General features: G+C 40.9%; 27 protein-coding genes and 2 riboswitches. Of the genes, 19 read left to right on the top strand and 8 right to left on the bottom strand.

Features of this window, described 5'->3' with window-relative positions; genetic code table 11:
• Window positions 1–25: 25 nt before the first annotated feature.
• The gene (locus tag QYB97_RS17785) at window positions 26–172 is read right to left on the bottom strand and encodes a hypothetical protein (protein ID WP_301167363.1); all 147 of its coding nucleotides are present in this window, start codon (window positions 170–172) and stop codon (window positions 26–28) included.
• A 263-nt stretch (window positions 173–435) separates the two neighbouring features.
• Here QYB97_RS17785 and QYB97_RS17790 point away from each other — a divergent pair, with 263 nt between their 5' ends.
• The 3 genes from QYB97_RS17790 (at window position 436) to QYB97_RS17800 (ending at window position 2,127) form a co-directional block, all read left to right on the top strand.
• On the top strand, window positions 436–639 hold the full coding sequence (locus QYB97_RS17790) for a hypothetical protein (RefSeq protein ID WP_301167364.1): 204 nt from the start codon (window positions 436–438) through the stop codon (window positions 637–639).
• A gap of 129 nt (window positions 640–768) precedes the next feature.
• The gene (locus QYB97_RS17795; RefSeq protein WP_301167365.1) at window positions 769–1,224 is read left to right on the top strand and encodes an FAD-dependent monooxygenase; all 456 of its coding nucleotides are present in this window, start codon (window positions 769–771) and stop codon (window positions 1,222–1,224) included.
• 57 nt (window positions 1,225–1,281) lie between these two features.
• Complete coding sequence (locus tag QYB97_RS17800; protein ID WP_301167366.1) at window positions 1,282–2,127, top strand: AraC family transcriptional regulator; 846 nt, start codon at window positions 1,282–1,284, stop codon at window positions 2,125–2,127.
• Between the two features lie 65 nt (window positions 2,128–2,192).
• On the opposite strand, the gene QYB97_RS17805 is transcribed toward QYB97_RS17800, so the two are convergent.
• From QYB97_RS17805 to QYB97_RS17815, 3 genes are all read right to left on the bottom strand, one after another.
• Complete coding sequence (locus QYB97_RS17805; RefSeq protein ID WP_301167367.1) at window positions 2,193–2,921, bottom strand: hypothetical protein; 729 nt, start codon at window positions 2,919–2,921, stop codon at window positions 2,193–2,195.
• 170 nt (window positions 2,922–3,091) lie between these two features.
• The gene (locus tag QYB97_RS17810) at window positions 3,092–3,643 is read right to left on the bottom strand and encodes a hypothetical protein (RefSeq protein WP_301167403.1); all 552 of its coding nucleotides are present in this window, start codon (window positions 3,641–3,643) and stop codon (window positions 3,092–3,094) included.
• Between the two features lie 399 nt (window positions 3,644–4,042).
• A complete protein-coding gene (locus QYB97_RS17815; RefSeq protein ID WP_301167368.1) occupies window positions 4,043–4,429 on the bottom strand; it encodes a glyoxalase superfamily protein in 387 nt (128 codons plus the stop codon).
• Window positions 4,430–4,689: 260 nt separating this feature from the next.
• Between QYB97_RS17815 and QYB97_RS17820 the strand changes: the two genes are divergently transcribed.
• The 5 genes from QYB97_RS17820 to QYB97_RS17840 all read left to right on the top strand — a co-directional run bounded on the left by QYB97_RS17820 (window position 4,690) and on the right by QYB97_RS17840 (window position 7,755).
• Window positions 4,690–4,944: a hypothetical protein gene (locus QYB97_RS17820; RefSeq protein WP_301167369.1), complete on the top strand. Its 255-nt coding sequence runs from the start codon at window positions 4,690–4,692 to the stop codon at window positions 4,942–4,944.
• Window positions 4,945–4,963: 19 nt separating this feature from the next.
• A complete protein-coding gene (locus QYB97_RS17825) occupies window positions 4,964–5,215 on the top strand; it encodes a hypothetical protein (RefSeq protein ID WP_301167370.1) in 252 nt (83 codons plus the stop codon).
• A gap of 141 nt (window positions 5,216–5,356) precedes the next feature.
• On the top strand, window positions 5,357–5,917 hold the full coding sequence (locus QYB97_RS17830) for a YdhK family protein (protein WP_301167371.1): 561 nt from the start codon (window positions 5,357–5,359) through the stop codon (window positions 5,915–5,917).
• A 73-nt stretch (window positions 5,918–5,990) separates the two neighbouring features.
• Window positions 5,991–6,689 (top strand): response regulator transcription factor, encoded by a 699-nt coding sequence (locus QYB97_RS17835; protein WP_301167372.1) that lies wholly within the window; start codon window positions 5,991–5,993, stop codon window positions 6,687–6,689.
• Window positions 6,679–7,755 (top strand): sensor histidine kinase, encoded by a 1,077-nt coding sequence (locus tag QYB97_RS17840; protein WP_301167373.1) that lies wholly within the window; start codon window positions 6,679–6,681, stop codon window positions 7,753–7,755. The genes QYB97_RS17835 and QYB97_RS17840 overlap by 11 nt, the downstream gene beginning before the upstream one ends.
• Window positions 7,756–7,788: 33 nt before the next feature.
• Here the strand turns inward: QYB97_RS17840 and QYB97_RS17845 are convergent, their stop codons facing one another.
• Complete coding sequence (locus tag QYB97_RS17845; protein WP_301167374.1) at window positions 7,789–8,010, bottom strand: DUF3006 domain-containing protein; 222 nt, start codon at window positions 8,008–8,010, stop codon at window positions 7,789–7,791.
• Entirely contained in the window at window positions 8,010–8,831 is an 822-nt protein-coding gene (locus tag QYB97_RS17850; RefSeq protein ID WP_425589821.1) for a ComEC/Rec2 family competence protein, read from the bottom strand. Before QYB97_RS17850 ends, QYB97_RS17845 begins: the two co-directional genes overlap by 1 nt.
• A gap of 223 nt (window positions 8,832–9,054) precedes the next feature.
• On the opposite strand from QYB97_RS17850, the gene QYB97_RS17855 reads away from it, so the two are divergent.
• The 4 genes from QYB97_RS17855 to QYB97_RS17870 all read left to right on the top strand — a co-directional run bounded on the left by QYB97_RS17855 (window position 9,055) and on the right by QYB97_RS17870 (window position 14,667).
• A complete protein-coding gene (locus tag QYB97_RS17855) occupies window positions 9,055–9,762 on the top strand; it encodes an LbetaH domain-containing protein (protein WP_301167375.1) in 708 nt (235 codons plus the stop codon).
• A gap of 160 nt (window positions 9,763–9,922) precedes the next feature.
• Window positions 9,923–11,287, top strand: a complete 1,365-nt coding sequence (locus tag QYB97_RS17860) for a PepSY-associated TM helix domain-containing protein (protein ID WP_301167376.1) — start codon at window positions 9,923–9,925, stop codon at window positions 11,285–11,287.
• Window positions 11,288–11,395: 108 nt separating this feature from the next.
• A riboswitch (SAM riboswitch) is annotated at window positions 11,396–11,502 on the top strand.
• A gap of 64 nt (window positions 11,503–11,566) precedes the next feature.
• Window positions 11,567–11,757: riboswitch (cobalamin riboswitch) on the top strand.
• Between the two features lie 143 nt (window positions 11,758–11,900).
• A complete protein-coding gene (gene metE, locus QYB97_RS17865) occupies window positions 11,901–14,189 on the top strand; it encodes a 5-methyltetrahydropteroyltriglutamate--homocysteine S-methyltransferase (protein ID WP_425589820.1) in 2,289 nt (762 codons plus the stop codon).
• 4 nt (window positions 14,190–14,193) lie between these two features.
• Window positions 14,194–14,667: an acyl-CoA thioesterase gene (locus QYB97_RS17870; RefSeq protein ID WP_301167377.1), complete on the top strand. Its 474-nt coding sequence runs from the start codon at window positions 14,194–14,196 to the stop codon at window positions 14,665–14,667.
• Between the two features lie 160 nt (window positions 14,668–14,827).
• Here QYB97_RS17870 and QYB97_RS17875 read toward each other — a convergent pair whose 3' ends face one another.
• The gene (locus tag QYB97_RS17875; RefSeq protein ID WP_301167378.1) at window positions 14,828–15,157 is read right to left on the bottom strand and encodes a four-helix bundle copper-binding protein; all 330 of its coding nucleotides are present in this window, start codon (window positions 15,155–15,157) and stop codon (window positions 14,828–14,830) included.
• A 230-nt stretch (window positions 15,158–15,387) separates the two neighbouring features.
• Window positions 15,388–15,711: an ArsR/SmtB family transcription factor gene (locus QYB97_RS17880; protein WP_301167379.1), complete on the bottom strand. Its 324-nt coding sequence runs from the start codon at window positions 15,709–15,711 to the stop codon at window positions 15,388–15,390.
• Window positions 15,712–15,870: 159 nt separating this feature from the next.
• Between QYB97_RS17880 and QYB97_RS17885 the strand changes: the two genes are divergently transcribed.
• The 7 genes from QYB97_RS17885 (at window position 15,871) to desA (ending at window position 21,698) form a co-directional block, all read left to right on the top strand.
• Window positions 15,871–16,320, top strand: coding sequence for an ArsI/CadI family heavy metal resistance metalloenzyme (locus QYB97_RS17885; RefSeq protein WP_301167380.1), 450 nt, complete (start codon window positions 15,871–15,873; stop codon window positions 16,318–16,320).
• A 160-nt stretch (window positions 16,321–16,480) separates the two neighbouring features.
• A complete protein-coding gene (locus tag QYB97_RS17890; protein WP_425589822.1) occupies window positions 16,481–16,831 on the top strand; it encodes an ArsR/SmtB family transcription factor in 351 nt (116 codons plus the stop codon).
• A gap of 15 nt (window positions 16,832–16,846) precedes the next feature.
• Window positions 16,847–18,145 carry an arsenic transporter gene (locus QYB97_RS17895; protein WP_301167382.1) on the top strand — a complete coding sequence of 433 codons (1,299 nt, stop codon included), beginning with the start codon at window positions 16,847–16,849 and terminating at the stop codon, window positions 18,143–18,145.
• Window positions 18,146–18,166: 21 nt separating this feature from the next.
• Window positions 18,167–18,586, top strand: coding sequence for an arsenate reductase (thioredoxin) (gene arsC, locus QYB97_RS17900; RefSeq protein ID WP_301167383.1), 420 nt, complete (start codon window positions 18,167–18,169; stop codon window positions 18,584–18,586).
• 453 nt (window positions 18,587–19,039) lie between these two features.
• Window positions 19,040–19,225: a hypothetical protein gene (locus tag QYB97_RS17905; protein ID WP_301167384.1), complete on the top strand. Its 186-nt coding sequence runs from the start codon at window positions 19,040–19,042 to the stop codon at window positions 19,223–19,225.
• On the top strand, window positions 19,200–20,456 hold the full coding sequence (gene ltrA, locus QYB97_RS17910; protein ID WP_301167385.1) for a group II intron reverse transcriptase/maturase: 1,257 nt from the start codon (window positions 19,200–19,202) through the stop codon (window positions 20,454–20,456). Before QYB97_RS17905 ends, ltrA begins: the two co-directional genes overlap by 26 nt.
• Window positions 20,457–20,657: 201 nt before the next feature.
• Window positions 20,658–21,698 (top strand): Delta(5) desaturase DesA, encoded by a 1,041-nt coding sequence (gene desA, locus QYB97_RS17915; RefSeq protein WP_301167386.1) that lies wholly within the window; start codon window positions 20,658–20,660, stop codon window positions 21,696–21,698.
• Window positions 21,699–21,700 lie beyond the last annotated feature (2 nt).

Here is a 21,700-nt window from a genome sequence, read left to right on the forward strand (position 1 = left end):
TGATCAGGCAGATCGCTATAAACATTTACAATTTATAATAGACCTTTGCTTCATTTTTACTATGGTGCTGTGCTTGATCATCCTTATCCCATTGAAGCCCTGCACCAATCCAAACACCAATAATAACAAAAAAGGCAATCAAAGGTGAAAGGATGGGTTTTTTATTATTCATCTTTCATCCTCCTTTTTTCCATTTTTGATAGGTTTCCCCGTGAGACAGCTTGTAAACCCATACTGGGATATCTTACAAAAAAGTTTGATGAGGGTTTAGTTGGCAATCGTTTAGGGAAGTCCAAAAAGGTATATTTATACAGCGATTAAGGAGCGATGATGATGTCCAAACCTGTAAACCCTCATAGGTATGGTACAGATAATATCACTATCCACCGTGCAGATCTGCACAAAATACTATTGCAAAATCTGAAGGGAACTCGAGTGGAAACAAGCAAGAAAGCTTTGAATGCTGAACAAAATGAACAAGAGGGTACTCTTTATTTTGAAGATGGAACCAGTGCAAAAGGGGATTATATTATAGCCACAGATGGCATCCATTCCAGGATTCGGAAATCATTAATCCCGGAACCGGTGCCCCGCTATGCTGGCTATACCTGTTGGCGGGGAATCATAAATCATCATTAATTTAATGAAGACACTGTTACAGAAACATGGGGTCCAAACGGCCGATTTGGTATTGTTCCTTTAGCCAACAATAATATATAATGGTTTGCCTGTGTAAATGCAAACGCTCACGATCTGAAAATGAGAGCTATGAAAACAGATGGGCTGCACTCTATTTTTAATGAATATCATGATCCGATCCCTTCCATTATTCAAATGATTGAAGATCAAGCGCTCATCCATAATGATATATTGGACATTACACCAATCCAGAGGTTTGCTTTTGACAGGCTCCTTTTATTGGGCGATGCCGCTCATGCATCCACACCAAACCTGGGACAGGGAGCCGGACAGGCAATTGAAGATGCCATAACCCTCGCCAATTGCCTTAAGAAAAATACGGACGTTAAGGATGCCTTTAAATCGTTTGAAACTAAAAGAATAGAAAGAACTGCAAAAATAATAAAAATGTCAAGAAGAATTGGGCAAGTGGCACAGCTTGAAAACAAAATGATTATAAAGATGAGAAACTTTCTGTTGAAACAGGAATCAGAAGCCACTCAATTGAAACGGGTGGCCTTTTTATATGATGTCGATTTAAGCTGATTTTCATCATTGCAGGATATTCTTTGGTCCATTACATGTGAAAAGGAGGAGCACAAGATGTCGAGACACCTTTACACTCTTTTTCAGCCAATACAAGGTTATGGCCGGGTTGCTTTTTATCATTATTTGGAGTTCAAACCCTCTTTATTGTTAGCTCCTTTTGTTTCTTGTTTTTGGTTGACAGAACCTGCACCTGCCGACCAGAAAAGCAGGCTTATGTGTGTTCCAGAGGTGGATCGGGTTCTGCCAAATGGGTGCAGCGATTTAATCTTCGAACATGACATTTACCGTAATCAGTATAGAACGCTTTATTCTGGGTGCTATGATATGCCTTTTACCATTGCTTATGATTGGAATTTTCCCGTACGGAAGTTTGGAATTCGCTTTTTTCCTGGAGGAGCGCATTCACTTTTCGGCATATCGCTTGAGGATTTCGCTAATTCCCATTCTTATATCGATTCGGTTCTGCCTTTTTGGAAACAAGAGCTGCAATACGAGATTCTGGAAACACCTTCTATCTTTAAGAGAATAGAAATGATTGAAGAATATCTTCTGTGCAAAGCCAGCCAAAATCCAACCCAGCATACCTTAATCAATAATCTTTTATATGATATTTTCAGTGTCAATGGAATAACAAAAGTACAGGAACTGGCCCAAAGAGAAGCAGTCAGCACCAGGCAAATGAACCGGATGTTTTATCAATGGATCGGAACAACTCCGAAAAAATTTTGCGATATTGTCCGGTTTCAGGCAATGATGGAAAAACTTCAGTCACAAGGTATCTATGATGGTCTATCTCTTGCCCTGGATTATGGATACTTTGATCAAGCACATATGATAAAAGATTTTAAACGGCATTACGGTGAATCCCCACTCATTGCTTTTAGAGAATGTAATCAGTAAAAAACAATAAATACACAGATGATAAAAGAGCCTGTTGGAAATTGGTAGGCTCTTTCTTTTATCCTTTAATATTTCCATTTTTGCAGAGGATACTTTGGTTCAGGAAGCAATACTTTATTGCGTTTTTTTGTAGAATGCGGGTGTTTTTTTTTTGGACACCCTTTAGTAAATAAACTCTCCTTAAAATTGCAAATCGAAGGTGAACTGGGAATCGCTAAAGAGCTCGAACATAAACTAGAGCTAGAGCTAGAGCTAGAGCTAGAGCTAGAGCTAGAGCTAGAACTAGAGCTAGAGCTAGAACTAGAGCTCTCTTCACAATTAAAATTATTGGTTTTTGAAGCGATTTGAAATATGGTTAGGCTGGCGAATTCAATTCGAATAATAACGGGAACAGGGTTAGGGGATGAGAGGACTAATTGTAAACGATCTCCCTTACAAAATTCCTGGGATAATAGTGTTGATGTTACATAAAGTGTGTCCGCACTATCGACCGAGAAAGTAGTTTGGGAGTCTATGAGAGTTGCGCCATTTTTCCTTAGTTCGAAACGCAAATTTGGAGTAACAGATGGAACGGAAGCATTTGTTAATTGCAAACTGAATTGTAAAAGGAACAGACCTGTCCTTTTAAATTCAATCACATCTTGTGCTGGGAAAAAAATAAAATGATTGGTGCTTTTTGCACTATTAAAGTTAATTGTAACTGGCACAGTTGAATTGGAATCAATAAATTGCTGAATAAAATCATTTGTTACGTATATATGTCCGGCATTAAATCCACATTCATCGATGTTCATAAAAGTACCACTCCTTTTTGTTGTCTGTATAGTCAATGATGAAGTTGGATGAGCTGTGTGGGACAATACCTATATTTTGCAACATTTATTTAGGAAAGATTCGTTCCTTTATCAACTCAATGAAAAAAATCACTATCCTCTCTTCTAGTGAGAGAATAGTGATTCGTAAATTATTTAATTTCAATGGCTGAGGCCTTGTTGTTCCAATCCGAAGCCATATTCGCTGTTTTTCCATACCAATCGGAGTGTCTGAAGTATACGCCTTTACCGTATCCTTGTGAAGAAGTGTGCTCCCACAATGTGGTAGAGTAGCTTGATGAAGGTGAGGCGGTGCTTAATGAGGAAATCCTGTCATTCCAGTTGGAAGGCAGGTTCTTAAATCCGTCTCTCCAATAAATGTAGCTTCCACCTTTATTTTTATAGTCATAAAAATCGGTGCAGCATGCGCCGGTACCCATAATATTTATCTCGCTTTGAAGTCTCTTCTTATCTTTTTCAATAAAGGAATCCATTGTTCTTCGGCTAGTAAAACCATATGCCAGCCAATTTCCTTGTTTGTCCTGTTTTGGCAGAACCATAGTTACCTGTATATTATCCTGAGTTTTTTTGTTCGATTGCATGGAGGTAAGTCCATCTACTTTCAAATAGTGAAAAGAGTTATTAATGGTATAGACGTTTTGGTTCCCCGCAGCAGATGCTTTTCCTGCAGGCAATTGTACCATTCCCAATACAACGAAAAGCATACACCCTATGGAAAGCCATTGTTTTACTCTCATTCTTCTTCACTCCCGTATCAAGTTAATTTAGAAACACTAACTGAAAAAGTGGACGGATGTTAACAAACATCTTAGTAAATCCTGAACGGAACAGCTGATGCTGAATCACGTTTTCATTACGTGCGTCCTCCTCCTTCCCGGTTCCCCGTATTAACATGACGGAAATTTCCTGGCAGGGTGCTGGGGTTTATACTGGTCACTTTAAATTATTTGGATATAGTTGTAAATAGATAGATTGTATGAATATTCCATTGGTTAATTATTCGTTTTCGAACTAAAGTCGCCCCTCTAAAGTATCCCTTGTCTTCATTCATGCGGCTTCATCCAACTGATTATGAATCTTCTTCAACCCTGCTCTATGTACTCGAAAAATACAATTCTATTTCCGAAAGGGTCACCCACACGTATTTCTCTCGTATTCCATGGAGTGGTTTCGATGCCTGGTCGTGCAAATTTGTATTTTTTTGATGAGAGATTGGCATGCAGCAATTCCAAGTTTTGAACTTCAATCCTGATAGCAGCCCCGGGACAGCAATCTCCGTAATTCTCTGAAAGATGGATCACACAGTTGTTATAGGAAATTTGCATGTAAAGAGGTAAATCATTTTCAAACCGATGCTCCCAATCTATCTTAAAACCTAAAAAAGACAAGTAAAATTCTTTTGCTTTTTCCTCGTCAAACATACGAAAAATGGGGGTGGGGCTTTTCATGGTTATTGGTGTATGGCTCATTTAAAACAACTCCTTTTTTAATATAGGAATACATAACTAATCTAATTATACATGTGTTTTGTGATGCTACTGTTGACATATTTGGTGAAACGATGGATGAACAAAAGCTTGAAACAAATAAAGATGCCTTTTCGAAACATGCCTTTATGTTTTAAGAATCTTTGTTTACAACAAAAGGAGTTATGTCAAAAGGATCTAGTTCTTAATTGCTTCAGTTAAATATAGATAGTGGCAGATAACTATACATTGAGGTGGGGATTATGAAACCATGCATGGGTTGTGGCTGCATCGAGCTAAAGAAAGCTCAAAAAGGAAAAGAATTTCTCATTCTCTTGGAAAACCCCACTCAATTTTTAAGTTTTGTGAACCCAGGATTAAATGAACCCACAGTATTTTCTATTTCCGGAAATCAAAAAGGATGTTGTTTTACATTTTCATTTACTAATTCAGCAGGACAACGACAGCTTTTCATCTTGAACTGCAGAGAAATAGCAGTATTGGTACCAACCCTATAGAAAGGGGAACTGCGTTCACATGAAAAATAAGCAGAGAAGAAAAAGCAGCTTCACTAACAATTGTATATGCAATGTATTTAATGAAGCTTTACCTGGTGATGTGTTTTTCTTAGTTTTTAAGGGTTTGCATTTTCAGACTCCTCAGCAAACATTTGTCGATTATAATTCTAAAACAAATTGTGTTACGGTTCAGTTTGACTTTAACGGTACGACACAGGTGGCCCTCGTAGATTGTGATAAAATCGCGGGTGTAATCCCGGGAAATATATAAGGGTTAGTCATAAAAATAGTTTATAGTTTTTCCAAGCATCCAATTAATTGGGTGCTTTTTTTTAGAAGCAGTTCTTCATAAGTTCTTCATAACTGTTTTCTATAATGAATAACAGAAGAATTTATAAGGAGGAAGACAGCTATGAAACGGAAAAACATTTGGTTAGCACCGGTTCTTGCGATGTCACTGACGTTAGGTGCATGTTCAAATGATAATGGGAACCACGACAAAAAAGATGAAGGCACGACTCATGAGGGGATGAACCATTCGGCTTCCGGAGAAGTACCAAAGGATCTAAAAAAAGCTGAGGAGCCAAAGTATGAAATGGGCAGCCAGGCGGTGATGAATGCAGACCATATGAAAGGGATGAAGGGGGCTAAAGCAAAGATTACCGGAGCCTTTGACACAACAGCCTATATAGTCACTTATACACCAACCACTGGGGGAAAGCCTGTTAAACATCATAAATGGGTCATTCAAGAGGAGATTCAGAATGCAGGAAACAAAACGCTGAAAAAGGGGCAAAAGGTAAAGCTGAACGCCGATCATATGAAGGGCATGAAAGGAGCTTCAGCTGTGATTGAATCCTCGGAAAAAACCACCGTATACATGGTAGACTATACACCAACAACCGGCGGAAAAAGGGTTAAAAACCATAAATGGGTAACGGAAAGCGAGCTGCAGGCTGAATATGGAAAGTAGGGAGAATCCGTGAATTATTATAAGGATTCCCTTTTCGTCTATAATTGAGGAATAAGAAAGGGAGAGAGAACAAATGAAAACTGTCCTGATTGTAGATGATGAAGAGAAAATTCTCGAGGTTGTCTCTTCGTACTTAAGAAATGAAGGCTATCAAACTGTTGAAGCATCCACTGGCCAGGAGGCCATGCAGTATATAAGAAAATGGAAAATCGATTTTGTCATTTTGGATTTGATGCTTCCAGACCGAAGCGGCGAGGATATCTGCCGGTGCATACGGCAGGAAGCGTCCGTTCCGATCCTCATGCTAACGGCAAAAGCCAAGGAAACCGAACGGATCAACGGTTTGTCACTGGGGGCTGATGATTACATGGTTAAACCGTTCAGCCCAAGGGAGCTAGTGATGAGGGTGAAAACCATATTGAGGCGATCCAACGACAACGATCTGCTTGCAGATCAAATTACGTATAATCAAGGCGAGTTAACAATAAACGCAAAGTCAAAAGAGGTATTTTTAAAGGGGAATCCCGTCAGTCTGACTCCGATTGAATATAAAGCGATGCTTGTTTTTGCGCGACATCCTAAACGCACATTTTCCAGGGACGAGCTTGTTGAAAAAGTGCTGGGTTTTGACTATGAGGGAGAAACCCGTACCATTGACCAGCATATCAAAAACCTTCGTCATAAAATCGAGAACAATCCCAAAGAACCAAGATACATACACACCGTTTTTGGAATGGGCTATAAGTTTGAAGGAAACCGCAATGAAGATTAAAGGCCTTCATGCGCGATTGACCCTCGTCTTTATATTGGCGGCCACTGTCATTCTAATGGTAGCAAGCCTGGTCATTTTGTTGGAAATTCATCATCATTTTACCATGTTTAAATTGGATGCTCCTGAATTTAGGGTAATCAAACCTCTGGCCATTCATTTTGAAAGAGCGGTAATCGGCACCATTCTTTGGACAGTATTAGGGGTATTCATTCTGGTTTGTTTGATCAGCTATGTGGTGGCCAGAAAACTATCAAAACCCCTTGTGCAAATGAAATGGGCAGCAGAAAAAATGGCAAAAGGAGACCTCGATGTCAGAGTGAAGATCCAGGGGAAGGATGAACTTCAGGAGTTGGGACAATCGTTAAATCAATTAGCGGCCCAGCTGCAGAAGCAGGAGATTGCAAGAGAAAATATGACCAGTGATATCGCTCATGAATTACGAACTCCTCTGTCAACGCTGAAGAGTCATATGGAAGCGATTGAAGATGGGATCTTTGAGGCAACTCCTGAGCGGCTCCATTCGTTTGCAGAAGAAATTGACCGGCTGATCCTGCTGGTTCATGACCTCGAGCAATTAACGGCTTATGAAGCACCCAACTTTACACTGGAAAAGCAAAGAGAAGATTTGGGTGAGGTCATTCAACAAAGTATGAGTACTTTACGAGAGGCTTATGTGCAAAAAGGGGTAGCCTTGTCCTATCATGAAAAAGACAGCATAGAAATGCTGAATGATAAAAAGCGAATCATGCAAGTCATGATTAATCTGTTAACTAACGCCTTAAAGTTTACCCCCTCTGGTGGGAGTGTTGACGTTACAATGGAAGTTAAAGAGCGGGACGCAGTGATCGCCATAAAAGATACAGGAATAGGAATAGCAAAAGAAGAACGTTCCATTGTATTCGAACGATTTTACCGGACGGAGAAATCCAGGAACCGGCGATTTGGAGGAAGTGGCATTGGCCTTACCATAGCCAAACAGTTGGTTGAAGCTCATGGGGGAAGTATCTGGATGGAAAGTAATCATGATGAAGGGACGACAGTATTTGTTGCCTTGCCCTTAAAATAGAAAAAAGCAAGCAGCCTGAATTGGCTGCTTTTTCTAATCCTCCCAAACCTCATCCATCAAATCTTCAATTTCTTTTCTCCGTTTTTCTGTCTCTTCCTTATCGACAACAACTTTATCGCCTTTAAAGTAAACAACATCACCGGTTTGAACATGTTCAGGCAGGTTAGAGCGGAGAATGTCCCTGGTTTCATTTCCGATCTCAACGACAGCATATTTACCCTCGAAGCGGTCAATGATTCCTTTGACTTTCTTCATTACTTCTTCTCCGTTTTTACAGTCAATGTTGAGCCGTTGGTTGTAAAGACGATGGAACCTTTTTGATCGGTTCGATATACTTTCGTTTTCTTCAAACGGTTCAATACTTCTTTTGTAGGGTGGCCGTAATGATTCTTTTTACCGACAGAAATAACGGAATACTGCGGGTTCACCGCTTTGATGAATGCGGTACTTGATGATGTTTTGGCTCCATGGTGTCCTACCTTCAGAACATTCGCTTTTAAGGTTTGTTTGGACTTAATCATATCAGCTTCTGATTTTGCTTCGGCATCACCCGTGAACAGGAATGATTTCTTGCCATACACCAATCGAAGAACAGCACTCCAGTCGTTCAAGTCACTTTTGCTGTAAGTTTTTACAGGCGCGACAAACTTGGCAGATACACCCTTAAGCGGCACCTTTACGTCCTTTTTCGCCGTTTTGATAGTCAACCCTTCACGTTTTACGGCGAGCAGGAAATCTTTGTAGGCTTGACTTGTATGAGAGACTTTTGGTGCATATACGGACTTCACCTTGAATGCCTTTAATACTTCGTCCAGTCCGCCAATATGGTCGGCATCCGGATGTGTTGCGATCATAACTTCAATATCTTTCACTTTTTGCTTTTTCAAGTAGGCAACCACATCGCTGCCATCTTTGTTTCCAGCATCGATGATTACATCATCACCGCCGGCGGTTTTAATATATGTGCCGTCCCCCTGGCCCACATCCATAAAATGCACAGCGGTTGTCTTTGTGGCCGCTGTTGTAGTTGTGCTTATGAATATCAGACTACTGCTTAGTAAAGCAGCGAATATCAATGTTGGTTTTTTCACCTGTAAATTATCCCCCTGTAAATGTAAATAAATAACTATGTAATAATAACCCAATCAGTTAAAAATTTCTATACTATTATAATAAACTATTTAAATATTTTAGGAGGAGATTTCTTAAAGCCCTGTTTCATGACAGAGTTGATTAGTGTCGCCTATATTTTTAAAGTGCATATACTGATTTAAATGAGTATATAAAGAGGTGGCTTGCTTGAAACACCAAGAAGAATCATCTTCATTTCATCAAAAGAACACCGATTGTTGCTTTAAGCCATTTATTAGTCCAAACCCCAAGACCTCGTTTAATCCTGTTCAGATTTCACCCAAGATTGATAAAAGTGCTTTTATTAGTCCATTTACCAGTGTGATCGGCGATGTAGCTATCATGAAAAACGTGTATGTGGCTCCTCTTGTCAGTATCCGCGCTGATGAAGGGACTCCATTTTATATTGGCTCAAATACCAATCTCCAAGATGGTGTCATTTTACATGGTTTATTGAATCGATTTGTCAGTGTAGACGGTAAGGAATATTCCATATTTATCGATAAAAAGGTTTCCGTTGCTCACGGGGCTCTTATTCATGGTCCTTGTTTTATCGGAAAAAATGTATTTGTCGGCTTCAAGGCCATTGTATATGATGCGATTGTTGAAGATGGTGTATTTATTGCCTATAATGCGGTTGTCACCAATGGTGTTCATGTACGAAAGAATCGATTCGTTCCGCCGGGTGCTTATATTGATACACAGAAAAAGGCCGATGCCCTTTCAAAAGTTCCATCTGACTCCAGAGAGTTTGCGAGGGAGGTTCAGCGAGTCAATCAGGAATTCCCCACCTCCTATCATTTGTTGTTTGGTGACAGCAGATGCTCATGCGGCGTCGCCTATAATAAAGAAAGCAGTAAAGAGGAAGAGTCATAAAAGAAGTAGAAAGGTGGACCTTTCAGGTGAAGGCTGCCTTTTTGTTTTGCATGATTGTCTATTAAAATCACTCCATGGAGCGATGACGGTGGAGGAGTTAGCCTTTATACTCAGGATAGTTTTTGGGGAAAACATCCTAAGTCATCATGGAGGTTGAGAAGTGAAAACAAGCTATTATAATCGTTTATGGCGCTGGCATTTTTATGCCGCATTATTTATCGCACCTTTATTGATCACATTAACGCTGAGTGGCATCGGGTATTTATTTTATACAAATGTAGAAAATAAAGCGTACGATCATTTATTCTTTGGAAACAGTGCATCATTGGAAAAATTAGCGATCGACGAAGGAATTGAAAAGGCGGTACAACTTAATAAAGGTTATTCTGTCGCTAAGGTTATCGTATTGGATGATCCCTATAATACTAGATTAACAATGACCAACCAGGACGGAGATCAAAAATATGTCTTTCTTGATGATCACTATGAAGTAGTTGGGACTCAAAATGCGAAATATACTTTTTCCAATATGATGAGAGAGATTCATAGTTCACTTTTTGTTGGCGGTACGGCCGTCAATTATTTAGTGGAACTAGCCGCCTGCTGGGCAATCTTTTTACTTTTAACCGGTCTTTACATGACGATGAAGAGCAGAGCATTGAAGAAAAGAAAGAATTCTTCCAAGCGGCAAAAAAGCAGGAAGTGGCATGCTTGGGTGGGTACCGTTATTACGATTCCTATGATTATTATTATTTTTACAGGTTTGCCCTGGTCTGTATTTATGGGTGACTTTATCTATTCCGCAGCTCAAAAGCACCCATCGATTGGAACTCCAATGCTGAAGCAACAGCCACCCGAATCTGATAGGAGCGAAATCCCCTGGGCTACCCGAAAAAACAAGGCTCCATCCTCTGAGGTTGAGAATGAACATCATGCGGGAATGCAACATATGCAGGACAAGCAGGATCAAAGTGCCATGATTAGTATTGAACAGTTGATAAACAAGGCCGATGAAGCAACTATTCAAAAGCCTTATACCATTAATTACCCTTCAACGGAAAAAGGGGTTTATACCGTATCCAAAAGCAGCAACACCGGTATCACAGGTTTGGATGTGAACCCGGATGATGAAATGACAGCCTATTTTGATCAATATAGTGGAAAGTTCCTCTCGAAAGTGGGCTATAAAGAATACGGTATATTGGCCAAATGGTTCACCTGGGGCATTCCGTTACACGAAGGCCATTTATTCGGCTGGCCCAATAAGTTATTGAATCTGGCTGTTTGTCTGTCCTTCCTTTTAGTTATCTTTTTGGGGATGAAGACGTGGCTGACTAGAAAAAGAAAAGGGGAGCTATCAGCTCCGCCCGTTGCCTCCAACGGTCTTTCGATCAGTTTTGTTTTCTTCATGGTGTTTTTAGGTATGATTATGCCGCTATTTGGTCTTTCTTTAATTGCTGTAGCGTTTATTGAGGGGGTCCTTTACATCAAGAAAAAAGAAAAAAAGGAAAGAATTGCGTCATGAATTTTTCTGTAAAAAGCACTGCAATATAAAGATTCCGCCAAATATTGTTTTGACACTGATAGTTTATAATGCTATTATCACTATTAATTCAAAATATTTAATGAATATCTCTTATTTAGAGAGGTGGAGGGGCCGGCCCGATGAAACCCAGCAACCTTTCAATATGATGAAAAGGTGCTAATTCCTGCAAAGCAATCTGCTTTGAGAAATAAGAGGGGATGATTTCATAAATCTGGTCCTCTCAAAATTTGAGAGGCTTTTTTATTGAAAAATAACAAATGAATACATAATGCATCAGGTGCTGAATTTTATATTCAGCTTAAAAGGGAAGACCGGTGAAAATCCGGCACGGTCCCGCCACTGTAATGGAGAGCGACTTTTCAAATACCACTGTTTCATAGATGAAATGGGAAGGATGAAAGGAAGCAATGACCCTTAGTCAGGAGACCTGCCTGTTGTATGCGCTTGTGCTCTACGGACGATAGAGAGGGTGATCACTTTTTGTTGAGGAAGATTCAATATCTCAATTCTAGTTAGTGATGTTTAAACCCCCCTTTTCTGTAGAAAAGGGGGGTTTTTGGTTGAGATAAACTATTTTTAAGGAGTGGAAATAATGTCTATTAAAAGTTCAAATCTGGGTTATCCGAGAATTGGTGAAAATCGTGAATGGAAAAAAGTAATGGAGAAATATTGGGCAGGAGGAATGGAGGAGGATGAGTTTCAGGAAAAAATGAAAGAGATTCGCCTGCAGCACCTGCGCAAGCAACAAGATTTGGGAATTGATATGATCCCGGTTGGTGACTTCAGCTTTTATGATCACGTCCTTGATACGGCTGTGATGTTTGGTCTGGTGCCCAAGCGATTTAATGAATATGGTGGAAAAGCATCAATTAAAACGTATTATGACATAGCCCGGGGCACAAAAGAAGCTGTCGCTTCTGAGATGACAAAATGGTTTAACACAAACTATCACTATATCGTCCCTGAATTGGACGAGACAAAGCCTTCTCTAATCGAAAACCGTCCACTCCAACTCTATCAAGAGGCAAAGCGAGAGCTCAATATTGAAGGTAAGCCAGTTATTTTAGGTCCTGTTACTTTTGTTAAATTATCAAAAGGATATAAGAAGGACCTGTTTAGAACAGTTGTGGACCAATATGTACCGCTTTATGCCCAGTTGCTTCGTGAACTTGAAGCAGAAGGTGTAACCTGGGTGCAAATAGATGAGCCTGTTTTAGCTACTTCACTTTCCCGTGAGGAAGTGGATTATTTTCAAGAAATATATAAAATCCTGACGGAAAGTGCACATGGAATAAGAGTCATTCTACAAACTTATTATGAAAGTGTAGATGATTATCAAGATATTGTTTCACTCCCTGTACATGGAATTGGACTTGATTTTGTTCAGGATGATGGAGAGAATTTGAATTCTCTTATAAAGTACGGTTTTCCAGAAGACAAGGTACTGGCTGCCGGGATAATAAATGGCAGGAATATCTGGCGTGCAAATCTTGAGGAAACGTTTTCGCTTGTCCACAACATTCAGCAGCATGTGGCTGATGACCGCTTGATCATTCAGCCATCTTCAAGTCTATTGCATGTCCCTGTGACTAAAAAAAATGAAAAGAAACTGGAAGACAACATAAAAAATGCCCTCTCTTTTGCCGACGAGAAGTTACATGAAATCAGTATCATAAAGAAAGGTCTAGATAAAGGAATAACCGAGATACAAAATCAAATTTCGGATAGTAAAAGAGCGATAGAAGCACTCAGAGCACTACAAAGTACAACAGATGCAAAATCAAAGGAAGCAGAATTGAGCATGGAACGAAAAGAACCGTTCCGGGTGCGCCGGCAGCTGCAACAATCATTTTTTCAGCTCCCTTTACTTCCCACTACAACGATCGGCAGCTTTCCTCAAACTCCAGAAGTGAAAAAACAACGTTCATTATGGAGAAAGGGCCAAATTGATCAAATGCAGTATGAAAAGTTTATTAAAGAGGAAACAGAACGTTGGATAAAAATTCAAGAAAAACTTGGATTGGATGTTTTTGTGCATGGCGAGTTTGAGCGTACGGATATGGTTGAGTACTTCGGCGAGAAATTGGAGGGATTTCAAATAACGGAACTAGGCTGGGTACAATCCTATGGATCCCGTTGTGTTAAGCCGCCAATCATATATGGGGATGTCTCTTTTAGAGCGCCAATGACCCTGAAAGAAACCCTTTATGCTCAATCCTTAACCTTGAAACCGGTAAAGGGGATGCTGACAGGACCAATCACAATATTAAATTGGTCATTTGCAAGGGATGATATCTCAAAATATGAGGTAGCCAATCAAATTGCATTTGCTCTTCGGGAGGAGGTCAGGATTCTCGAGGAAAATGGCATACGTATGATACAGGTGGATGAACCAGCTTTAAGAGAGGGTGTGCCTTTAAAGGAGGAAAAGAAGGAGGGATATCTCCATGCAGCAGTAAATGCCTTTAAATTGGCCACTGCCTCGGTAGAGAATGAAACACAAATCCATACCCATATGTGTTATTCAAACTTCAAAGAAATTATGGGAGCAATTAGTGAAATGGATGCCGATGTCATTTCAATTGAAACTTCGAAAAGCCATGGAGAATTAATACATGCTCTGGAAGAAAGTACGTATGACAAAGGGATTGGGTTAGGTGTCTATGATATTCATAGTCCAAGAATTCCTCTTTTAAATGAGATAAAAGAAAACATCGAAAGAGCGCTCAACGTATTGGATGTTCATCAATTTTGGATTAACCCTGATTGCGGGTTAAAAACCCGCGGAGAAGATGAAACCATATCCGCTCTGCAGGTAATGGTTGAAGCAGCTAAACAAGTCAGAGAAGAAGTTACTCTGCAGAAAGCGCTGAGGAGTTAAGGAGATGGAGAAGGCTTATTCGGTTGATCGGTCACGAACCATTCAAACCAGACTGGTTCTTCCTCCAGATACAAATCATCTACAGACGATTTTTGGCGGTAAGGTACTGGCGTATATTGATGAGATCGCGGCATTGGCAGCCATGAAACACTGCAATCGTGTAGTGGTAACAGCCTCGATAGACTCTGTTGATTTTTTATCTTCAGCAAAAGTTGGAGATGCATTGAGTTTGGAAGCTTTTATTACTTCAACGGGACGTTCCTCTATGGAAGTCTATGTACAGGTCGTTTCAACTGATTTACTGTCAGGAAATAAAACGTTAACCACGGAATCTTTTCTTACAATGGTTGCAGTAGATGAAAATGGTGTACCTGTTGCGGTGCCAAAAGTGATACCACAAACAGATGAAGAGAAAAGCCTTTTTGAAACGGCTTCAGCCCGCAAAGAACACAGGAGGAACAGGTCAAAGATTCGTTAGTTTTTCCAATAATGAATTTCCCCTGAAAATTTTGCAGCATGGCTCCTGTCTCAATAGACAGGGACATTTTAGTTTTTAGTCCATTTTAAAGGAGCGGGAGCCTGTTTTTGGCTAACCGCTCCTTTTTGATGAACTTACTTTTGCTTACTGCCAATCGCTTTTAACTCACCATCTTACGGCAAACCTCAGCACACCGGAGGCATGCTTCTGCACATTGCTGACAATGATCATGGTCATGTTTTTGGCATTCATTGCCGCACGCTTCACAAATCTCTGCGCATAATTGACAGATTTGAGAAGCAAATGGGCTATTTCGGGATATCGCATCAGCAGCATATGCACAAATATCAGCGCATTCACGGTCTAAACGAATGCATTCTGCCATCATTTTCACATCATCTTCTTGTAAGCATGCATTAAAGCAATGGTTACACACTTGCATGCAGGATAGGCACTCCTCGATACATTCCTTAAATTGTTCATGTGACATCGTCAATTCCTCCTTATTTAATAAGATGTTCAGTCCTTGTTTAACCTCTAGTTAGAAGCATTAAACGCTTTTAAAATAAATACTGAAACTTCATAACTTCTATATAACTATCCTTTATTATGAAGTTATCTGTGTGTCTCATGTGGAAGAATTGACATGCTTGCGAGGTAAGCAGAGAAAAACATTCACAAACTGATATTTCAATCAAAAAAATCGATTAATAACTAAAACTAACAACTGGGTTTGAAAATACAGCATAGCTCATGGGAAAGCAGATGATTAATCTCTTTCGTGTTAATGCTGTAGTAACTGTTGGTTCCTTTGGTTTCTTTATTGATGATTCCAGCGTCCCAAAGGATCTTTAAATGATAAGAGAGCTTGGATTGGGTCATACCCATCAAAGGAGTAAGATCACAAACACAGGTCCTTCCTTTTTGAGTAAGAATGTTCATGATTTGGAGTCGCTTTTTATCGGCTAATGCTTTGAATTGCCTTTCATACCTGTCGAACGCTTTATCTTCTGAAAGATTTTGAAGCGGTATTTCATTGTACATAATTCATCACCTCGTTTTGGTAAATTTATCGTATATCGCCGAACAGAAAGTTGTCAATTTATTTAATCAAAAAAAATTGATGAAAGGGGTTGTATTTTAATCAAGTCACTCATATACTATTATTAATCAATAAAATTTGATTAACTAGGAGGAATGAGCATGAATGTACATATTGGTTTAAATGTTACTGACTTAGAAAAGTCCATTGAGTTTTATTCCCAGGTCTTTGATGTTTCGCCTGTTAAAGTGGAATCGGATTACGCGAAGTTTTTATTAAATGATCCAGGACTTAACTTTACGTTAAACTTGAAAGACGAAGTTTCAGGAAACCAGGTCGGTCACTTCGGATTTCAGGTAGAAGACGCACAAGAGGTATTAAAGCACAAAGATCGCCTGGAAAAAATCGGCTTTTTTGCTCGTGAAGAAATGGACGTGACGTGTTGCTACGCGACTCAGGATAAATTCTGGGTTACTGATCCTGACGGCAACGAATGGGAGTTCTTCTATACCAAAAGTGATGCAGAGAGCATAAAAGTGGTGGAATCGGATTGTTGTGCTCCTAAGACACTAACTGAGATCACTGCATCATCATCTTGCTGCTTAATCTAAACTATACAAGAGGTGGCCATTATATCCAATGACCACCTTTTTTTATGTGTAAAAAGGAAGGGGTTTCCACTGTTAATTCTGTGATTTAAGGTTGCTTATATAAGTATATACTTATATAATGATGGATGGAAATGATGTTGTATGAGGAGGTGCTTATATGATTGCCAATAAAACATTTGATTTAGGAACCGCTGCGGGTATCCTAAAGCTGCTAGGGGATAAAACACGGTTGACCATGGTTAAAATCGTTTCGGAAAATGAATGCTGTGTATGCGAATTTGTGGATTTGTTCGACATGAGCCAGCCTGCTGTCAGCCAGCATTTGCGAAAGCTAAGGGACAGCGGGATTGTGAAGGAACGGAGAAAAGGCCAGTGGATTTACTATTCATTGAACACTTCCTACCCGTACTATTCATTTGTACTGCAAATTATTAAAGATCTTCCCAGCCAACATTATCGAGTGGAAGAATTAGAAGCACAAGGAAACCGAGTAACTTGTTGCGATGAATAGGAGGTATCAGTTTTTGTGAGTTCAGTTATTATTGCCAGTGCCATCTTCCTGGTCACACTGACACTTGTCATCTGGCAGCCGAGAGGTCTTAATATTGGTTGGAGTGCTTGCGGGGGAGCCGTCTTAGCCCTGATTTTCCAGGTGGTCTCCTTCCAGGATGTGATCGATGTAACAGGTATTGTTTGGAACGCCACGCTAACCTTTGTGGCTGTTATCATTATTTCCCTTATTTTAGATGAAATCGGGTTTTTCGAATGGGCTGCTCTTCATATGGCCCGCTTTGCTAATGGTAGTGGAATCAAAATGTTCTTGTTGGTTACGCTACTCGGGGCGGTCGTTGCAGCCTTTTTCGCCAATGACGGAGCAGCATTGATTTTAACACCAATTGTACTCGCCATGGTACGTAACCTTAAATTTGAGGACAAAATGATTCTGCCATTTATCATGGCCAGCGGATTTATTGCAGATACAACATCACTGCCTCTAGTGGTTAGTAACCTGGTGAACATCGTATCCGCCGACTTCTTTGGCATCAGTTTTTCAATGTATGCCAGCCGAATGATTATTCCGAACATCTTCAGTTTATTAGCCAGTATTCTGGTGCTGTATCTGTATTTCAGAAAAAGCATCCCAAAATCGTATGACGTCAACCAACTGAAGAATCCTGCAGATGCGATCAAAGACGTGGAGATGTTTAAGTCATCCTGGTTTGTACTTGCTGCCTTGCTGGTCGGTTATTTTGTTGGAGAGTTCTTTTCCGTGCCTGTATCATTTATCGCAGGCATCATTGCGATTGTTTTCTTGCAAACGGCACGAAAAAGTAATGCCGTTCATACAAAAACCGTGCTCAAAGGAGCACCATGGGCAGTTGTCTTTTTCTCCATTGGGATGTATGTAGTCGTATATGGACTGAAAAACGTGGGGCTTACCAGTCTTTTGGCTGACTTAATTCAGAATGTCACCCACCATGGATTGTTTGTTGGAACTATTGGAATGGGCTTTATTGCCGCCATTATCTCATCGATCATGAACAATATGCCAACAGTGATGATTGATGCACTGGCGATTCAAGACACCCATACCTCTGGTGCCATGAGAGAAGCCTTGATCTATGCAAATGTCATCGGTTCTGATCTTGGACCTAAGCTCACACCAATTGGTTCGTTAGCCACGCTGCTTTGGCTCCATGTGCTAAACACTAAAGGGGTCAAAATCTCTTGGGGATACTATTTCAAAGTAGGAATCGTTTTAACCGTTCCAACGCTGTTCATTACCCTGACAGGTCTGTATATCTGGTTAACCATCATTCATTAATTTTTTAAAGGAGTGTTTCAAATGGCAAAAAAAACAATCTACTTCTTATGTACAGGAAACTCTTGCAGAAGCCAAATGGCTGAAGGCTGGGCTAAACAAATTTTGGGTGACGAATGGGAAGTAAAAAGTGCGGGGATCGAAGCTCACGGCTTGAATCCTAATGCGGTAAAAGCAATGAAGGAAGTGAATATCGATATTTCCAACCAAACGTCAGATATCATCGACCCTGAAATCTTGAACAATGCGGACTTCGCGGTAACACTTTGCGGGGATGCGGCAGATAAATGCCCGGTGACTCCCACTCATGTTAAACGCGATCACTGGGGGTTTGATGATCCTGCGAAAGCTCAGGGGACGGAAGAAGAGAAGTGGGAGTTCTTCCAGCGTGTTCGCGATGAAATTGGAGATCGCATCTCCAACTTTGCGAAAACAGGAAGATAAATTTCACTTGAAATAGAAGAGCTTGAAATCAATCAAGGGCACATTTCTCTTAAGAAATGGTGCCCTTTTGTTGTGTGCCCGGCATGGGTGCAGGATATAGGGTGAAAGTCCCGAACTGTGAAGGCAGTAGTAACAGTAGCTTAAGACAAGGTGGTGCGAGGCGACTCGCATAGCTGAAGGAAGTCGGCGGCAAACTTCCGCCCCAAGGAACACGAACTTCATACGAGGCTAAGTGACATTGGATGAGGCTGCAGCACAAGTCAAAGTCCTTACTGCCAAAGGTGTCACAGAGTAAATGAAGTGGGGACATGGAAGGAAAGTCTGTACCCTTACCCGGGGAGAGCCTGTCGGTACGCCATGCCCACATGGTAAGCGTCGTTGTGAGACGACGTTGAACGGCAGGAAGTCAGCAGAGGTCATAGTACTTCGCACTTCGTGGAGGAAGGACCGAACTTGTTAGGAAGAATGGCGCCTGCACGTACATCCCGTTCGATGAACCAGAAAAGTTATCCCTACTTGAAGGAGGAGACGGTGAGTCCCGTCGGGGACTTCAAGAGGGTGGAGAATGAGGATGACACAAACAGGAAGTCCATTCACGCAGGAGGAATATCTTATGATGGAACGAATCGTGTCACGTGAGAACACACTGCGGGCACTCAAGCGCGTAGAAAAGAATAAAGGCAGTCACGGAGTGGACGAAATGCCCGTACAAAACCTACGAGCGCATATGGTTCAACACTGGGGCGACCTGAAATGTTCTCTATTGTCAGGCACCTATTTCCCATCCCCCGTACGTCGAGTCGAAATCCCGAAACCAGACGGTGGAGTACGGAAATTGGGCATCCCGACCGTGACCGATCGTTTCATTCAACAAGCAGTAACCCAGGCTTTAACACCGATTTACGACCCAACCTTCTCACCGTGCAGTTTTGGTTTCCGGCCGGGTAAACGGGCCCATGACGCAGTAAAACTCGCACAATCTTACATTCGGGAAGGATATCGATGGGTGGTTGATATCGACTTAGAGAAGTTCTTCGACAAGGTCAACCACGACCGATTGATGACCACGTTGGCACGAACGATAACCGACGTCTCTCTCATCAAATTAATCCGAAGGTACCTGCAAGCCGGTGTGATGGAGAATGGGCTGACCACGATGAACGTCGAGGGAACACCCCAAGGAGGGCCTCTCAGTCCTCTCCTTTCTAACATTGTATTGGATGAACTGGATAAAGAGTTGGAACGCAGAGGACACCGTTTTGTACGATATGCGGATGACTGTAATATCTATGTGAAATCCAGACGAGCAGGGGAACGGGTGATGAAGGCCATCACGTTATTCATTGAGAAGAAACTGAAATTAAAGGTGAACCGAGCCAAAAGCGCCGTTGATCGACCATGGAAACGAAAGTTTCTTGGGTTCAGTTTTACGAACCATAAAGACCCAAAAGTCCGAATATCGCGATCCTCTATTCAACGGTTCAAGAAGAAAATTCGGGAACTGACGAGCAGAAGATGGTCAATAGCGATGGAAAACCGGATAAGAGAAATGAACAAGTATCTGGTAGGGTGGATGAGTTACTACTCGTTAGCCCAAACAAGGTCCACTATAGTGGCACTGGAGGGTTGGTTAAGTCGAAGGCTTAGAATGATCTGCTGGAAAGAGTGGAAGAACCCGAAAACACGGGTTAGGAATCTAGGCGCTCTAGGTGTACGTAAAGATAAAGCCCATGAATGGGGGAACTCAAGGAAGGGCTACTGGCGAATCGCCAGTAGCCCCATCCTGCACAAAACCCTTGGAAAAGCCTACTGGCTTTCCCAAGGGTTAAAGAGTTTAACTGCAAGATACGATGTTCTGCGTCAGACATAACAGGAACCGCCGTATACGGAACCGTACGTACGGTGGTGTGAGGGGATGTGGAGGCTAGACGCCTCCCCCTATCTCAATTGTTAAATAAAAGATCTGGCGCGATACATGACATTTATCATACTTTGGGGGTGACACGTATGTCTTATAAGCAGACACTGCCTTCTGTATACTTGAGTAGAACTAATGGGAGGGAAGCATACTATGTCTAAAAACAAAAACGCCGTAAATATACGTAAACAAGTTGCCCCATATGAAAAACCAAGTACGAAAAATAGTTTATTGCAGCTAATTAATACTCTTGTTCCTTTTATTCTTTTGTGGTATCTGGCTTACGAAAGTTTATCCGTTTCATTTTTACTTACTTTGCCTCTGACGATAATTGGTGCAGGATTTTTGACTCGGATTTTTATTATTTTTCACGATTGCTGCCACCATTCATTCTTTAAAAACCGGAAAGCCAATAAAATAGTCGGAACACTCACGGGAATCCTGACTTTATTTCCGTATCACCAATGGCAGCATGAACATAACATTCACCATGCGACAAGTGGTAATTTAAATAAACGTGGCACAGGTGATATTTGGATCATGACGGTAGATGAGTATTTAGCAGCCTCTTTTTGGCAGCGCATGGCTTATCGATTGTATCGAAACCCAATCATTATGTTTGGTCTTGGACCCATTTATGTGTTCCTGATTACAAATCGCTTTAACCGTAAAGGAGCAAGATCCAAAGAACGGATCAATCTTTATTTAACGAATCTTTCCATTGCCGGCTTGGCTGGATTAATGTGCTGGACAGTAGGATGGGAAGCATTTTTGCTGGTGCAAGGTCCGATTTTCTTCATCTCTGGAGTAGCTGGCATCTGGCTGTTCTATGTACAGCATCAGTTTGAAGATTCTTATTTTGAACATGACGAAGAATGGGATTATGTGAAAGCCGCTATGGATGGAAGTTCTTATTATAAGCTTCCGAAAGTTCTGCAATGGCTGACAGGCAATATTGGATTCCATCATATTCATCATTTAAGCCCGAGAGTGCCGAATTATCATTTGGAAGATGTCCATAGTATCAATTCAACATTCCAGGATGTCCAAACAATTACCCTTGCTTCAAGCCTTCGTTCCCTTGGATTCCGCCTATGGGATGAGGAGCGCAGAACGTTTATTAGCTTTAAAGGCATTCAAAAGATAAAATCAAAAAAGAATACAGTGAACGCAACCTATTTAAAATCAAGCTAAGC

It is taken from the genome of Fictibacillus fluitans (assembly GCF_030418125.1).
GTDB classification, from domain to species: domain Bacteria; phylum Bacillota; class Bacilli; order Bacillales; family Fictibacillaceae; genus Fictibacillus_C; species Fictibacillus_C fluitans.